Origin of the sequence: Delftia acidovorans SPH-1 (assembly GCF_000018665.1) — a bacterium.
Taxonomy (GTDB): Bacteria; Pseudomonadota; Gammaproteobacteria; order Burkholderiales; family Burkholderiaceae_C; genus Comamonas; species Comamonas acidovorans.
The window spans coordinates 2,418,464-2,432,824 of record NC_010002.1 but is presented as its reverse complement, the minus strand read 5'-3'; the positions used below and the strand labels follow the sequence as shown (position 1 = coordinate 2,432,824).

At 65.9% G+C, this 14,361-nt stretch carries 13 protein-coding genes and 1 tRNA gene; 9 read left to right on the top strand and 5 right to left on the bottom strand.

Annotated elements, in window-relative coordinates:
* Positions 1-208: 208 nt before the first annotated feature.
* The 3 genes from DACI_RS11100 (at position 209) to galU (ending at position 5,023) form a co-directional block, all read left to right on the top strand.
* Complete coding sequence (locus DACI_RS11100; RefSeq protein WP_012204140.1) at positions 209-838, top strand: VOC family protein; 630 nt, start codon at positions 209-211, stop codon at positions 836-838.
* Between the two features lie 146 nt (positions 839-984).
* Positions 985-3,897, top strand: coding sequence for a valine--tRNA ligase (locus DACI_RS11095; protein WP_012204139.1), 2,913 nt, complete (start codon positions 985-987; stop codon positions 3,895-3,897).
* 238 nt (positions 3,898-4,135) lie between these two features.
* Positions 4,136-5,023 carry a UTP--glucose-1-phosphate uridylyltransferase GalU gene (gene galU, locus DACI_RS11090; RefSeq protein ID WP_012204138.1) on the top strand — a complete coding sequence of 296 codons (888 nt, stop codon included), beginning with the start codon at positions 4,136-4,138 and terminating at the stop codon, positions 5,021-5,023.
* A gap of 85 nt (positions 5,024-5,108) precedes the next feature.
* On the opposite strand, the gene DACI_RS11085 is transcribed toward galU, so the two are convergent.
* The 3 genes from DACI_RS11085 to cysM form a co-directional block, all read right to left on the bottom strand.
* A complete protein-coding gene (locus DACI_RS11085) occupies positions 5,109-5,336 on the bottom strand; it encodes a sulfurtransferase TusA family protein (RefSeq protein WP_012204137.1) in 228 nt (75 codons plus the stop codon).
* Positions 5,337-5,362: 26 nt separating this feature from the next.
* Entirely contained in the window at positions 5,363-5,965 is a 603-nt protein-coding gene (locus DACI_RS11080) for an NUDIX hydrolase (protein ID WP_012204136.1), read from the bottom strand.
* Between the two features lie 77 nt (positions 5,966-6,042).
* Positions 6,043-6,948, bottom strand: a complete 906-nt coding sequence (cysM, locus tag DACI_RS11075; RefSeq protein WP_017407070.1) for a cysteine synthase CysM — start codon at positions 6,946-6,948, stop codon at positions 6,043-6,045.
* A gap of 39 nt (positions 6,949-6,987) precedes the next feature.
* Here cysM and DACI_RS11070 point away from each other — a divergent pair.
* Positions 6,988-7,072: transfer RNA gene (locus DACI_RS11070), tRNA-Leu, on the top strand.
* Positions 7,073-7,716: 644 nt separating this feature from the next.
* Here the strand turns inward: DACI_RS11070 and DACI_RS11065 are convergent.
* Complete coding sequence (locus DACI_RS11065) at positions 7,717-7,938, bottom strand: hypothetical protein (protein WP_012204134.1); 222 nt, start codon at positions 7,936-7,938, stop codon at positions 7,717-7,719.
* 256 nt (positions 7,939-8,194) lie between these two features.
* Here DACI_RS11065 and DACI_RS11060 point away from each other — a divergent pair, with 256 nt between their 5' ends.
* Both DACI_RS11060 and DACI_RS11055 read left to right on the top strand, forming a co-directional pair.
* On the top strand, positions 8,195-8,572 hold the full coding sequence (locus DACI_RS11060; RefSeq protein ID WP_012204133.1) for a CidA/LrgA family protein: 378 nt from the start codon (positions 8,195-8,197) through the stop codon (positions 8,570-8,572).
* Positions 8,569-9,315, top strand: a complete 747-nt coding sequence (locus DACI_RS11055; RefSeq protein ID WP_012204132.1) for an LrgB family protein — start codon at positions 8,569-8,571, stop codon at positions 9,313-9,315. Before DACI_RS11060 ends, DACI_RS11055 begins: the two co-directional genes overlap by 4 nt.
* 120 nt (positions 9,316-9,435) lie before the next feature.
* Here DACI_RS11055 and DACI_RS11050 read toward each other — a convergent pair whose 3' ends face one another.
* Entirely contained in the window at positions 9,436-10,383 is a 948-nt protein-coding gene (locus DACI_RS11050) for a LysR substrate-binding domain-containing protein (RefSeq protein ID WP_012204131.1), read from the bottom strand.
* A 229-nt stretch (positions 10,384-10,612) separates the two neighbouring features.
* On the opposite strand from DACI_RS11050, the gene DACI_RS11045 reads away from it, so the two are divergent.
* The 3 genes from DACI_RS11045 (at position 10,613) to DACI_RS11035 (ending at position 14,358) form a co-directional block, all read left to right on the top strand.
* Complete coding sequence (locus DACI_RS11045) at positions 10,613-11,809, top strand: acyl-CoA dehydrogenase (protein WP_012204130.1); 1,197 nt, start codon at positions 10,613-10,615, stop codon at positions 11,807-11,809.
* 189 nt (positions 11,810-11,998) lie between these two features.
* Positions 11,999-13,246, top strand: a complete 1,248-nt coding sequence (locus DACI_RS11040) for a CaiB/BaiF CoA transferase family protein (RefSeq protein ID WP_012204129.1) — start codon at positions 11,999-12,001, stop codon at positions 13,244-13,246.
* A 137-nt stretch (positions 13,247-13,383) separates the two neighbouring features.
* On the top strand, positions 13,384-14,358 hold the full coding sequence (locus DACI_RS11035; protein WP_012204128.1) for a tripartite tricarboxylate transporter substrate binding protein BugE: 975 nt from the start codon (positions 13,384-13,386) through the stop codon (positions 14,356-14,358).
* Positions 14,359-14,361: the final 3 nt, after the last annotated feature.

Below are 14,361 nucleotides of genomic sequence, written 5' to 3'. Positions count from 1 at the left end.
CGCTGCACCGATGGCGTCCATGGCAGGCAGGGGCACGGACCTCCATGAGAAAGCGTGAAGTGACTTGAAGGTCAAGTACTGCCGGCAACTCGGCGCCGCAGGTGAACCAAACACCGCAGCGCGCATATCCCTGCATCCATCGCGACATTTCATTTAGGTAAATTGATTACGAATAGTAGAATCAAGACATCCACCAAGGAGACATTCGATGAACACAAGCGCCCGTCCCGACCTGTCCACGCTGCCACCGCCCGCCGCCGTGCAGCAGCTGCACCACTACGCCTACAAGGCCCGCGATGCCGAGGAGACCCGCCACTTCTACGAGGACATCCTGGGCCTGCCGCTCTATCACATCATCCAGAGCGACTACGTGCCCAGCACGGGCGAGTACTGCCCCTACACGCACTTCTTCTTCCGCCTGAAGGATGGGTCGTTCATCGCCTTCTTCGACATCGGCGACGACGAAAAGGCCCTGCCCTCGCCCAACACGCCGCTGTGGATCAACCACATCGCCTTCCGCGTGGACACCGTCGAGGAACTGGAGAACACCAAGGCCCGCCTGGTGGCGCATGGCATCGAGGTGCTGGGCGTGACCGACCACCACATCTTCAAGAGCATCTATTTCTTCGATCCCAACGGCATCCGCCTGGAGCTCTCAGCCCAGCTGGCCGACGAAGTGCAGATGGCGCGCGAAAGCACCACTGCCCACGCCCGCCTGAACGAGTGGACGGCACGCAAGGAGCAATGGCGCAAGGAACGCGCCGAAGGCAAGGCCGCCCAGCCGCTCAAGCCCCAGAGCAACGACCGGCCCGAGTTCGTCCCCGATGCGGCGGCCTGAATAAGACCCGGCGAACAGGCAGACGGACGGGGTCGGTAGAATCCCCGTCAAACCGTCATCCATTTCGCATATGCAGACGGCATCCCTTCAACGGATGCCGTTTTCATTTGCCAAACGCCATTCGCACAATTCCCCGCAAGCAAGCCATGAGCGACACCATTGCCCAGCCAGGCCTCGACAGCCTGTCCAAATCGTTTGAACCCGCAGCCATCGAGGCCCAATGGGGCCCTGAATGGGAAAAGCGCGGCTACGGCGCAGCCGGCGTGCGCGGCACGGGCCAGGCAGATGCATCCCAGCCATCGTTCTCCGTGCAGCTGCCGCCGCCCAATGTGACGGGAACGCTGCACATGGGCCATGCGTTCAACCAGACCATCATGGACAGCCTCACGCGCTACCACCGCATGAAGGGCCACAACACGGTCTGGGTGCCCGGCACCGACCACGCGGGCATCGCCACCCAGATCGTGGTGGAGCGCCAACTGCAGGAGCAGGGCATCGCCAGCCGCCACGACATGGGCGCGACGCCTCCCGAGGCGCGCAAGAACTTCGTGAGCAAGGTCTGGGAGTGGAAGAACCAGAGCGGCAACACCATCACCGGCCAGATGCGCCGCATGGGCGACAGCGTGGACTGGAGCCGCGAGTACTTCACCATGGACGACAAGCTGTCGTCCATCGTCAACGAGACCTTCGTGCGCCTGTACCAGCAGGGCCTGATCTACCGTGGCAAGCGCCTGGTGAACTGGGACCCCAAGCTGATGTCCGCCGTCTCCGACCTCGAGGTCGAGAACGAGGAAAAGGACGGCTCGCTGTGGCACATCGCCTATCCGCTGGCCGACGGCTCGGGCCAGCTCGTGGTGGCCACCACGCGCCCGGAAACCATGCTGGGCGACGCGGCCCTGATGGTGCACCCCGAGGACGAGCGCTACCAGGCGCTGATCGGCAAGACCGTGATCCTGCCCCTGGTGGGCCGCGAGATCCCCATCATTGCCGACGACTACGTGGACCGCGAGTTCGGCACGGGCGTGGTCAAGGTCACGCCTGCGCATGACAACAACGACTACGCCGTGGGCCAGCGCCACGGCCTGCCGATGATCTGCGTGCTGACGCTGACGGCCACCATCAACGACGAGGCGCCCGAGAAGTACCGCGGCATGGACCGCTTCGTGGCGCGCAAGGCCATCGTGGCCGACCTGGACGCGGCCGGCCTGCTGGTCGAGACCAAGAAGCACAAGCTCATGGTGCCCATCTGCACGCGCACGGGCCAGGTGATCGAGCCCATGCTGACCGACCAGTGGTTCGTGGCCATGAACAAGGTGGGCGAAGGCGATGCCACGGGCAAGTCCATCGCGCAGAAGGCCATCGATGCCGTCTCCAGCGGCCAGGTGCAGTTCGTGCCCGAGAACTGGGTCAACACCTACAACCAGTGGATGAACAACATCCAGGACTGGTGCATCTCGCGCCAGCTGTGGTGGGGCCACCAGATTCCCGCCTGGTACGACGAGGACGGCAAGGTCTACGTGGCCCGCACCGAGGAAGAAGCCCGCGCCCAGGCCCCCGGCAAGACGCTCACGCGCGACGAGGACGTGCTGGACACCTGGTACTCCTCGGCCCTGGTGCCGTTCTCCACCATGGGCTGGCCGAACCAGACCGAGGCGGCCGACGATGACTACAACCTCTACCTGCCCAGCTCGGTGCTGGTCACGGGCTACGACATCATCTTCTTCTGGGTCGCCCGGATGATCATGATGACCACGCACTTCACGGGCCGCGTGCCCTTCCGCCATGTCTACATGCATGGCCTGGTGCGTGACGCCCAGGGCAAGAAGATGAGCAAGTCCGAGGGCAACGTGCTCGACCCCGTGGACCTGATCGACGGCATCGACCTGGACACCCTGCTGGACAAGCGCACGCAGGGCCTGCGCCGCCCCGAGACCGCGCCCCAGGTGCGCAAGAACACGCAAAAGGAATTCCCCGAGGGCATTCCCGCCTACGGCGCCGACGCGCTGCGCTTCACCTTCGCGGCCCTGGCCTCGCTGGGCCGCTCCATCAACTTCGACAGCAAGCGCTGCGAGGGCTACCGCAACTTCTGCAACAAGCTGTGGAACGCCAGCCGCTTCGTGCTGATGAACTGCGAAGGCCATGACTGCGGCCTGCTGCCCCACACCAAGGAGCAATGCCAGGCCGGCGGCGAGTTCGCGGGCTACATGCAGTTCAGCCAGCCCGACCGCTGGATCGCCTCGCAGCTGCAGAAGGTCGAGGCCGAAGTGGCCAAGGGCTTTGCCGAATTCCGTCTGGACAACGTGGCCAACGCGCTGTACGACTTCGTCTGGAACGAGTTCTGCGACTGGTACCTGGAAATCGCCAAGGTGCAGATCCAGACCGGCAACGAGGCCCAGCAGCGCGCCACGCGCCGCACGCTGATCCGCACGCTGGAAGCCATCCTGCGCCTGGCCCACCCCATCATCCCGTTCGTGACCGAAGCCCTGTGGCAGAAGGTCGCCCCGGTCGCCGGCCTGCCCGGCGAGTCCGTGGCCGTGGCCCGCTACCCCGAGGCCCAGCCCGAGAAGATCGACGAGGCCGCCATCGCCTACGTGGGCCGCATCAAGCAGATGATCGACGCCTGCCGCACGCTGCGCGGCGAGATGGGCGTGTCGCCGGCCCAGCGCCTGCCGCTGCTGGCCGTGGCCAGCTCGGCCGACGAGGCACAGTTCCTGCGCACCAATGCCGCCGTGCTGCAAAACCTGGCCAAGCTCAGCGAGGTCAAGGTGTTCGACGACGAAGCCGCCTGGGCCGAGGCCGCCCAGGCCGCCCCGGTCTGCGTGGTGGGCGAGGCGCGCCTGGCGCTGTTCGTGGAGATCGACGTGGCCGCCGAAAAGGCCCGCCTGTCCAAGGAAGCCGCACGCCTGGAAGGCGAGATCACCAAGGCCAATGCCAAGCTGGGCAACGAGGCCTTCGTGGCCAAGGCGCCCCCGGCCGTCATCGACCAGGAAAAGAAGCGCGTGGCCGACTTCGGCGCCACACTGATCCGCATCCAGGAACAACTCGCCCGCCTGGGTTGACATGGAATCTCCCCCTGAGCGGCTGTGCCGCTTCCCCCTCTCTCGCTTCGCGGGAGGGGGACGACACCCTCGGCGCGGGGCGGCGCGGCCGGCTCAGGCCCTTCCTCGGTGTCCCTGATCTTGGGCTGCGCCAGTTTCATCGTCCGAGGGCATCAAGTCGCACAATGAAAGCTGAGACACTTAGCGAAGAAGACGCAAAGCCGCACGCTTTTTCCATCACCTGAATCCCAAGATTTTCATGAGTAATCAGACCCGTGTCCGCAAAGCCGTGTTTCCCGTTGCCGGGCTCGGCACGCGCTTTCTGCCCGCCACCAAGGCCTCTCCCAAGGAGATGCTGCCCGTGGTGGACAAGCCGCTGATCCAGTACGCCGTGGAAGAGGCCTACGAGGCCGGCATCCGCGACATGATCTTCGTCACCGGCCGCAGCAAGCGCGCCATCGAGGACCATTTCGACACCGCCTACGAGCTGGAAAACGAACTGGAGAACGCCGGCAAGCAGGCCATGCTGGAGCTGGTGCGCAGCATCAGCCCGGCCGACATGAACTGCCTGTTCGTGCGCCAGCCGCGCTCGCTGGGCCTGGGCCATGCCGTGCTGTGCGCCGAGCCGCTGGTGGGCAACGAGCCCTTTGCCGTGCTGCTGGCCGACGACCTGATGGTGGGCGAGCCTGGCGGCCCCGGCGTGATGGCGCAGATGACATCGGCCTTCCACAAGCAGGGCCGCTCCCTGCTGGCCGTGCAGGAAGTGCCGCTGGAGCAGACCAAGCGCTACGGCATCGTGGCTGGCGAGCCGGCCGGCGGTTCGCTGATGCGCATCGAGAAGATCGTGGAAAAGCCCGCGCCCGAGAAGGCCCCCTCGCGCATGGGCGTGGCTGGCCGCTACGTGCTGACACCGGCCATCTTCGAGGAGATCCGCAACCAGCCCAAGGGCGTGGGCGGCGAGATCCAGCTGACGGACGCCATCGAACGCCTGATGGCCCATGAAGCCGTCTACGCCTTCCAGTACCAGGGCAAGCGCTACGACTGCGGCAGCAAGGAAGGCTTTTTGCAGGCCACGGTGGAACTGGCGCTGCAGCACGAGGATGTGGGCGCGAGCTTCCGCGAATACCTGCAGGGCCTGAGCATCTGAGGCCGGGCCTCAGAGCCGCCCCTGCCCCATGCAAAAGGCCTGCGAAAGCAGGCCTTTTTCTTTGGAGCGAACCGCGTGCAGCCGCTCAGCGTCGGCGCAGGATATGGATGAACTCCGCACCCACGGTCTGCTGCTCCACCAGTTCATTGCCGGTCTGCTTGGCAAAGGCCTGGAAGTCGCGCAGCGAGCCCGTGTCGGTGGCCACCACCTTGAGCAGCTGGCCGCTGTCCAGTTCGGCCAGCGCCTTCTTGGCCTTGAGAATGGGCAGCGGGCAGTTGAGCCCGCGCGTGTCGATTTCCTTGTGAATTTCCATCGGATGCACCTCTTGAGCCTGGGATTCTAGGCGGCATCGCGGCTGAGGCCAGCAGCAGTGTCTTGATCGGCGCGACTCGCTTCAGCCTCCTGGGCCTGCTCGGCACGCTTCCAGAAGTCACGGATCACAGGATCATGCCCCTGGCTGCGCAGCCACTTGGCCAGCGCCATGCCCGTGCCCGAAGGCCAGGCCTGGACTTTCTCGGGCTCCAGCAGGCGGTACTCGAGCAGCTCGGGCGACAGCCGCACCTGGCCGCTGGCGCGCACATGGAAGGCGATGATCACCTGGTTCATGCGCAGGAACTCATGCACGCTGATCAGCTCCAGCGACTCGGCCTGCAGGCCGGTTTCCTCCGCCACCTCGCGTGCCACGCCCTCCTCGGGCGACTCGCCGGCTTCCATGAAGCCCGTGATCAGGCCGAAGACCTTCTCGGGCCAGGCCGCATTGCGCGCCAGCAGCACCTTGCCGTCCAGCTCCACGATGGCGGCCAGCACCGGCGTGGGATTGTTCCAGTGCGTCCAGCCGCACTCGGGGCAGCGCAGGCGCGATACATCGCCGCCGTCCTCGGCCTGGATCACCCACTGCAGGGGCGTTGCGCAGTGCGTGCAATAGCGGGTTTCATAGTGCATGGGGCTGTTCCTGGTTTTTTGCTGTCCTGGCTCTATGCAAGCAAGAAGGCCCGCCAGGTGGCGGGCCTGTCGCTGTGTCAGGCGGGGAAGACGCCCGTGGACAGATAGCGGTCGCCGCGGTCGCAGACCACGAAGACGATGGTGGCGTTGTTCTCGCGCTCGGCAATCTGCTGGGCCACCCAGCAGGCGCCCGCCGCCGAGATGCCGGCAAAGATGCCTTCCTCGCGCGCCAGGCGGCGCGCCATGTCCTCGGCATCGTCCTGGCCCACGAGCACGGTCTCGTCGATCAGCGAGGCGTCGTAGATCTTGGGCATGTACTCCTCGGGCCACTTGCGGATGCCGGGGATGCGCGAGCCCTCGGCCGGCTGGGCGCCCACGATGCGGATGGCCGGGTTCTTTTCCTTGAGAAACTTCGCCACGCCGGTGATCGTGCCCGTGGTGCCCATGGCGCTCACGAAATGCGTGATCTCGCCGCCGGTCTGCTCCCACAGCTCGGGACCGGTGGTCTCGTAGTGGATGCGCGGGTTGTCGGGGTTGCCGAACTGGTCGAGCACCACGCCCTTGCCCTGGGCCACCATCTGGTCGGCCAGGTCGCGTGCATATTCCATGCCGCCGCTCTTGGGCGTGAGGATCAGCTCGGCGCCATAGGCCTTCATCGTCTGGGCACGCTCGATGGACAGGTCCTCGGGCATGATCAGCACCATCCGGTAGCCCTTGATCGTGGCGGCCATGGCCAGCGCAATGCCGGTATTGCCCGAGGTGGCCTCGATCAGCGTGTCGCCGGGCTTGATGTCGCCGCGCTCTTCGGCGCGGCGGATCATCGACAGGGCCGGCCTGTCCTTGACCGAACCGGCCGGGTTGTTGCCTTCCAGCTTGCCCAGCACCACGTTGCCACGTTCCTGGCGAGACTGCGCACCGATGCGCTGCAATGCCACCAGGGGCGTGCGGCCGATGGCGTCTTCGATGGTCGGATAAATTTTCATAGCCTCACACTGTGCCATAATTCGCCCCTGCGCTAAGTAGCCCGGGTGGTGAAATTGGTAGACGCAGGGGACTCAAAATCCCCCGCCGCAAGGCGTGCCGGTTCGATTCCGGCCCCGGGCACCAGAGATTACGTAGCCGAAAAAGCAGTCCCCTGCTTTTTCGGCTATTTCTTTTCCGGCCGCTGTCTTCACAGCGTCCGCACAAACCTCAAGCCCCTTTGCATCCAGCCGTGTTCAACGGCTGCACTGCATTTCAAGGCCCTCCAGCCTGCACCGATCCTGCGTCCTCATGCCTTGGGCGGGATGACGCCTGCGCGCTTTTCGCCGCATAGGGCCCAACCTGTGCACAACTTTGGCATCAACCGCCTCTCAAGGCCTGCCAGGCCTGGACCTTGGCCCATGCTGAAGCCTGCTTGAAGCAGCACCATCCCAGCCCGCAGGCAGAGCTGCAGCCCTGCGTCAAATTCAGCACTTTCCCTCTGAAAAGCGGCACTTGCACCACCGTCATGCAGCCCTTTCCCAGCGCGGGCACCAGCCCGGTGCGCCCACGGCCTGGGCCTGTGAAAGCCAATGAAAAAAGCCACCCTGAGGTGGCTTTCTTTCTCCACAGATCCATTGAACAACCCTGTGGATAATCAGTGAACAGCAAGTGAACGAGGCGTCCAAGTGCTTGCATTCACTGGCCGCAGGCTAAGCTGCCTGCAAATCAGGCAACCTCCAGATCCAAGGGAAAACCCTCGATTCGGAAGGCGCCTGACACACCTCGCCTCAGGCATCCGTGCGGCGGATCTGCGCGCGCCCTGCTGCCGTGATGTGCCATTGATGGCTGCTGTCCACTTCGACCAGTCCACGCTCGCGCAGCCTCTTGGACAGATGCTCGCGCGCCGCGCTTTCCAGCGACACGGGCTCGCCCATCTCCAGCTTCTTGAGCACTTCGAGTTCATCCACCGTCGGCTCGTACACGGGTGCGTGATATGTGGTTTCGGCCATCGCTACTCCTTCGCAATTCAAAGTCTCATGCCCCAGGACTCTCGGGGGCACGGATGCAAACATAGCCCTGGCCGGGAAGCCGCGCAATCGGTGGCCGCACCTTTTTTCGAGTTGTGGGCGATGATTGCACGCTTTGCGGCGGCGTCCCACAGGCGCCAGGGCCAGGCCCCGGCCCGACAACGGGCGCTCCACGCTCTTGCCGCCCCCGCGCCATTGGCCGCTCCCTCACCCATCTGACCCAGGAATTCAGGTTTTCATGCTGTATGCCATCACCGCCTTGTTCGCCTTCCAGTTGCTGGGGGAGGCCATCGTCCAGCTCACGGGGCTGCCGCTTCCGGGCGCGCTCGTGGGCACGCTGCTGCTGCTGGCGGCGCTGTTGCTGCACGGCCGCCTGCCCGAGTCGCTGGAGAAGGCCGCCGGCGTGCTGCTGCAAAACATGATGCTGCTGTTCATTCCCGTCATTGCAGGCGTGATGCTGGAGTTCGACCGGCTGTCGCGCGAATGGCAGCCCTTCGTGATCGCCTGCGTGGCGGGTGCGGCCATTACCTTCCTGGCCACGGCCTTCACCTTCCGCTGGTGCCTGGAGCGCCAGCGCGCCCGCGAAGCGGCCGCCAGCCGGGGAGACAAGGCATGAGCACGCTCACCACCCATTGGCAAAGCGCCTGGGAGTCGCTGTACGGCAATGCCTCCACCGCCCATCTGCCCTGGCTGGTGCTGACCATGGCCGTCTACCTGGCGGCCATGGCGCTGTACCGCCGAAGCGGCAACCATCCGCTCCTGATTCCCGTGTTCACGGCCGTCGTCGTCATCGTGGGCGTGCTGCTGGCCACGGGCACCTCCTATGCCAGCTACCGCAGCGGCGTCTCGCTGCTGGGGCTGCTGATCGGCCCGGCCACCGTCGCGCTGGCAATTCCGCTGTACGCCCAGCGCGAGCGCATCCGCGCGCTGTGGCTGCCCATCAGCGTGGCGCTGGCCGTGGGCTGCGTGGTGGCGTTGCTGTCGGCACTGCTGATCGGCTGGAGCCTGGGAGCGACGGTGCAGACGCTGGTGGCGCTGGCACCCAAGTCGGCCACCATTCCCATCGCCCTGCCCATGGCCGAGCGCTTTGGCGGGCCGGCCTCGCTGGCGGCCGTGGCCGTGGCCATCACCGGCATTGCGGGCACGATGATGGCGCCGCTGCTGATCCGCCTGGTGCGCAGCGATGACCCGGCCGTGCAGGGTTTTGCCCTGGGACTTACGGCCCACGCCATTGGCACGGCACGCGCGCTGCAGGTGAATCCGACCATGGGCGCCTTCTCGGCCCTGGCCATGGGCCTGAACGGCGTGGCCACGGCCGTGGTCATGCCGCTGTGCCTGGCCGTGCTGCCCTGGTTTTGAGCGCGATTGCGGGTTTTCCCCAGAGACACCCCCACAAGCCTGTGGACAAGCGCCACCAGCAGCAAGGATAAGTCAGTTAAGTGACTGTCATCGTTGAACAATCCGAAGCCTGCTTAATTTTCAGGCAGGCCGGTGCTCCCTGGCGCGCTGCTGCAGCCATGAAGAGAACACGCGCAGGGCGGGCGCGGGCTGCGCATCGGGCGCCAGGGCCGGCGTGACCAGGTAGTAGGCACGGTTGCCGCGCAGCGGCTGCGGGCAGGCAATGATGAGGTCACCGCGCGCCAGTTCCTGCTCGATCAGCATGGGTGGCATCAGCGCCACGCCCAGGCCCTGGCTGGCCGCCACGGCCAGCATGGAGAACAGCTCCAGCCGCATGCCGTCCAGCGCGCGCGGCGCGGCCACGCCCATGGCATCGAACCACTGCTGCCAGCCGTAGGGCCGCGTGCTTTGCTGCAGCAGCGGCATCCGGGCCACGATGTCCGCGCCCACGGGCAGCCAGGCGCGGCCCGGCTCGCGCGCCTGGGCCGTGGCCAGCAGTTGCGGGCTGCACACGGGCACCACCTCTTCGTCCATCAGCCATTGCGCCTGCACACCGGGCCAGCGCGCCACCTGCTCGGGCGTGCCTGCATAGAGCGCGGCGTCGAACACGGTATCGGCGAAAAGGAAGGGCCGCGTCTGCACGTCGATGTGCACCGTGACCTCGGGATGCTCGCGCGCCAGCTGGGGCAGGCGCGGCAGCAGCCAGCGCGTGGCGAAGGTGGGCACGGCCGCCAGATTGAGCGGGCCGCCTTCGCCCTGGTGGGCCATGATATCCAGCGTGTCGCGCTCCAGGCCGTGCAGCCAGCGCGAGACCTGCTGGGCGTACTGCGTGCCCGCCTCCGTCAGCAGCACGCCGTGGCGCGTGCGCCGGAACAGCTGCACGCCCAGGAACTCCTCCAGCGCAATGATCTGGCGCGATACCGCGCTTTGCGTGAGCGACAGTTCCTGCGCCGCACGCGTGTAGCTGATGTGCCGGGCGGCCGACTCGAAGCAGGCAAGGGCTTGGGTGGATGGCAGGGCTCTACGCATATCTCATGAATTCAATGCACTTCAGAGCCTCACATCATAGGGAATAACCCGCAACAACCCATTCATACATGCGTTTTACGCATTCATGGATGAACAAACATCGTTTGCGCCACGCGCAGGCCCGCTTCTAAGATGCGTCGCAACAACGCTCCATGGCCACAGCCTGCCCGGCTTTGGCATATGGCAGCGACCCGCCCTTGACCTCTTTGTTTTTTGGAGAAACCACGCCATGGCCCGCAACAGCTTCCAATGGGATGACCCCTTCCAGCTCGACCAGCAACTGAGCGAAGACGAGCGCATGATCCGCGACGCGGCCCATGCCTACTGCCAGGAGAAGCTGGCCCCCCGCGTGCTGGAGATGTTCCGCCACGAAAAGACCGACGTTAGCATCTTCCGCGAGATGGGCGAGCTTGGCCTGCTGGGCCCCACCATCCCCACGCAGTACGGCGGCGCCGGCCTGAACTATGTCAGCTACGGCCTGGTGGCGCGCGAGATCGAGCGCGTGGACTCGGGCTACCGCTCCATGGCCAGCGTGCAAAGCTCGCTGGTGATGGTGCCCATCAATGAATTCGGCACCGAAGACCAGAAGAACAAGTACCTGCCCAAGCTGGCCAGCGGCGAGTTCATCGGCTGCTTCGGCCTGACCGAGCCCGACCACGGCTCCGACCCCGGCAGCATGTCCAGCCGCGCCTACAAGGTGGACGGCGGCTACCGCCTCAAGGGCAACAAGATGTGGATCACCAACAGCCCCGTGGCCGACGTGTTCGTGGTCTGGGCCAAGGAAGTGACCGAGGACGGCCATGTGGGCGAGATCCGCGGCTTCATCCTGGACAAGGGCATGAAGGGCCTGTCGGCCCCGGCCATCCACGGCAAGGTGGGCCTGCGCGCCTCCATCACGGGCGAGATCGTGATGGACGATGTCTTCGTTCCCGAGGAAAACGCCTTCCCCGAGGTGCGCGGCCTCAAGGGCCCCTTCACCTGCCTGAACAGCGCACGCTTCGGCATCGCCTGGGGCGCCCTGGGCGCAGCCGAGTTCTGCTGGCACACGGCGCGCCAGTACACGCTGGACCGCAAGCAGTTCGGCCGCCCCCTGGCCGCCAACCAGCTCATCCAGAAGAAGCTGGCCGACATGCAGACCGAGATCACCCTGGGCCTGCAGGCCGCGCTGCGCGTGGGCCGCATGAAGGACGAGCACCAGAACGTGATCGAGATCACCTCGCTGATCAAGCGCAACAACTGCGGCAAGTCGCTGGACATTGCCCGCATGGCGCGCGACATGATGGGTGGCAACGGCATCAGCGACGAGTTCGGCGTGGCCCGCCACCTGGTCAACCTGGAAGTGGTCAACACCTACGAAGGCACGCACGATGTGCATGCGCTGATCCTGGGCCGGGCTCAGACTGGCATCGCAGCTTTTGCCAACTGACCCCCTGAGGCGCTTCGCGCCTTCCCCCTTCTCGCTTCGCGGAGGGGGACGACGCCCTCGACGCGAGGCGGCTCTTGCTCGGCGTCCCTGGCCTGTTCCACGCCCGTGTCACACGCTATGGGTGATGGAAGCTCAAGCCCTGAGCTGAACTACCAGCGGCATCGGGCGCGCTCATATTTCTTCCCTCTCATGTCCTCCACATCCTCCGCGCCGGCCGCATTGGCCGGCATCAAGGTGCTTGATCTTTCCCGCGTGCTGGCCGGGCCCTGGTGCACGCAGACGCTGGCCGACCTGGGCGCCGACGTGATCAAGGTCGAGCGGCCCGTGGCCGGCGATGACACGCGCCACTGGGGGCCTCCGTTCCTGGCGCGCGACGATGGCCAGGCCACGCAGGAGGCCAGCTATTTCACGGCCTGCAATCGCAACAAGCGCTCGGTCACCATCGACATGTCCACCCCCGATGGGCAGCAGCTGATTCGCCAGATGGCGGCCGGGGCCGACGTGCTGGTGGAGAACTTCAAGGTCGGTGGCCTGGCGCAGTACGGGCTGGACTACGAAAGCCTCAAGGCGCTCAACCCGCGCCTGATCTATTGCTCGGTCACGGGTTTCGGCCAGACCGGCCCGTATGCCGAGCGCGCGGGCTACGACCTCATGGTGCAGGCCATGTGCGGGCTGATGAGCATCACCGGCCATGCCGACGAGGCGCCCGGAGGCGGCCCGCTCAAGGTGGGCGTGGCCGTGATCGACGTCTTCACGGGCCTGTATGCCAGCAATGCCATCCTGGCCGCGCTGCATGCGCGCCAGGCCTCGGGCCGGGGCCAGCACATCGACATGGCCCTGCTGGACGTGGGCATGGCCGTGCTGGGCAACCAGGCCGCCGGCTTTCTGGCCACGGGCGAATCGCCGGGCCGTGCCGGCAACATCCACCCCAGCCTGGCGCCCTACCAGGACTTCGCCACGGCTAACGGCAACGTGCTGCTGGCCATTGGCAATGACGGGCAGTTCGCGCGCTTTTGCGCCGCCGTCGGCGAAGCCGGCTGGGCGCAGGACGAGCGCTTTGCCACCAACACCGCCCGTGTGCGCAACCGCCAGGCGCTGCTGGAGCGGATGGTGCCCCTCATGAAGACACGCGGCACGGCCGAATGGATTGCGCTGCTGGAAGACAAGGCCGTGCCCTGCGGCCCCATCAACACCATCGCCCAGGCCTTCGACGACCCGCAGGTGCGCGCACGCGGCATACGCGTCGAGCTGCCGCGCGAGGCCGGCGACGGCATCTCGCGCATCGCCGGCGTGGCCAGCCCCATGCGCCTGAGCGATACCCCGCCCGTGCTGCGCAGCGCACCGCCCTCCCTAGGCCAGCACACCGATGAAGTGCTGGGCGAGCTGGGCATTGCGCCCATGGCCATCCAGGCGCTGCGCTCGCGCGGCGTGGTCTGATCGCCAGCGCCGCGCAACACCTCCTCCACATTTCTCAGCCCAAGCACCGCCATACGAATGTCCTAAAGAATCACGCCCTCCCACCCGTCGGTGCCTCACAACAAACGTCCACAACATCCATTCAAGGAGACAACACCATGACTCACACCTCCCGCATCGCGCTCGCCGGCATCCTCGGCGCCCTCGCGCTTTCGGGCGCAGCCCATGCCCAGGGCTACCCCACCAAGCCCATCAAGCTGCTCGTGCCCTTCGCGGCCGGCGGCACCACCGACCTGATCGCGCGCATCGTGGCCGAGCCGCTGGGCCGCGCCCTGGGCCAGCCCGTGGTGGTCGAGAACAAGGGCGGCGGCGGCGGCAGCATCGGCGCGGCCGAGACGGCGCGCTCCCAGCCCGATGGCTACAGCCTGGGCATCGCCACCGTGTCCACCACGGCCACCAACCCGGCGATCAACCCCAAGATCCCGTACAACGTGCTGACCGACTTCACGCCCATCGTGAACATCGCAGCCACGCCCAACATCATTGCGGCCAACCCCAAGTTCGCGGGCAAGAACTACCAGGAGTTCCTGGCCGAGGTGAAGAAGAACCCCGGCAAGTACTCCTACGCCTCGCCCGGCAACGGCAGCATCACCCATCTGATGATGGAGATGTTCAAGCTGTCCACTGGCACCGACATCACCCACGTGCCCTACCGTGGCAGCGGCCCCGCGCTGAACGACGCCGTGGCCGGCCAGGTTCCGCTGATCTTCGACAACCTGCCCTCAGCCCTGGGCTTCGTCAAGGAAAAGCGCCTGGTGCCCATCGTGGTGGCCGCGCCCCAGCGCCTGGCAGCGCTGCCCGATGTGCCCACCTTCAAGGAAGTGGGCCTGGCCCCCGTCAACCGCATGGCCTACTACGGCATCGTCGGCCCCAAGAACCTGCCGCGCGACATCGTGGACAAGGTCAACGCCGCCACGCGCAAGGTGCTGCAGGACCCGGCCATCAAGAAGCGCATCGAGGAAACCGGCTCGCTGATCGTGGCCGACACGCCCGAGCATTTCTTTGAAGAGATCAAGGCCGAACTGGCGGTCTACAAGGACGTGGTGCAAAAGCAGAACCTGACGATGGATTGAGCC

What these genes read in the sequence shown, in the direction of transcription:
- DACI_RS11080 (WP_012204136.1), bottom strand. Translation starts at nt 5,965, where the DNA reads ATGCACTATGAAACCCGCTATTGCACGCACTGCGCAACGCCCCTGCAG.
- DACI_RS11095 (WP_012204139.1), top strand. Translation starts at nt 985, where the DNA reads ATGAGCGACACCATTGCCCAGCCAGGCCTCGACAGCCTGTCCAAATCG.
- DACI_RS11055 (WP_012204132.1), top strand. Translation starts at nt 8,569, where the DNA reads ATGAGCACGCTCACCACCCATTGGCAAAGCGCCTGGGAGTCGCTGTAC.
- DACI_RS11045 (WP_012204130.1), top strand. Translation starts at nt 10,613, where the DNA reads ATGGCCCGCAACAGCTTCCAATGGGATGACCCCTTCCAGCTCGACCAG.
- DACI_RS11100 (WP_012204140.1), top strand. Translation starts at nt 209, where the DNA reads ATGAACACAAGCGCCCGTCCCGACCTGTCCACGCTGCCACCGCCCGCC.
- galU (WP_012204138.1), top strand. Translation starts at nt 4,136, where the DNA reads ATGAGTAATCAGACCCGTGTCCGCAAAGCCGTGTTTCCCGTTGCCGGG.
- DACI_RS11040 (WP_012204129.1), top strand. Translation starts at nt 11,999, where the DNA reads ATGTCCTCCACATCCTCCGCGCCGGCCGCATTGGCCGGCATCAAGGTG.
- DACI_RS11065 (WP_012204134.1), bottom strand. Translation starts at nt 7,938, where the DNA reads ATGGCCGAAACCACATATCACGCACCCGTGTACGAGCCGACGGTGGAT.
- DACI_RS11085 (WP_012204137.1), bottom strand. Translation starts at nt 5,336, where the DNA reads ATGGAAATTCACAAGGAAATCGACACGCGCGGGCTCAACTGCCCGCTG.
- DACI_RS11035 (WP_012204128.1), top strand. Translation starts at nt 13,384, where the DNA reads ATGACTCACACCTCCCGCATCGCGCTCGCCGGCATCCTCGGCGCCCTC.
- DACI_RS11050 (WP_012204131.1), bottom strand. Translation starts at nt 10,383, where the DNA reads ATGCGTAGAGCCCTGCCATCCACCCAAGCCCTTGCCTGCTTCGAGTCG.
- cysM (WP_017407070.1), bottom strand. Translation starts at nt 6,948, where the DNA reads ATGAAAATTTATCCGACCATCGAAGACGCCATCGGCCGCACGCCCCTG.
- DACI_RS11060 (WP_012204133.1), top strand. Translation starts at nt 8,195, where the DNA reads ATGCTGTATGCCATCACCGCCTTGTTCGCCTTCCAGTTGCTGGGGGAG.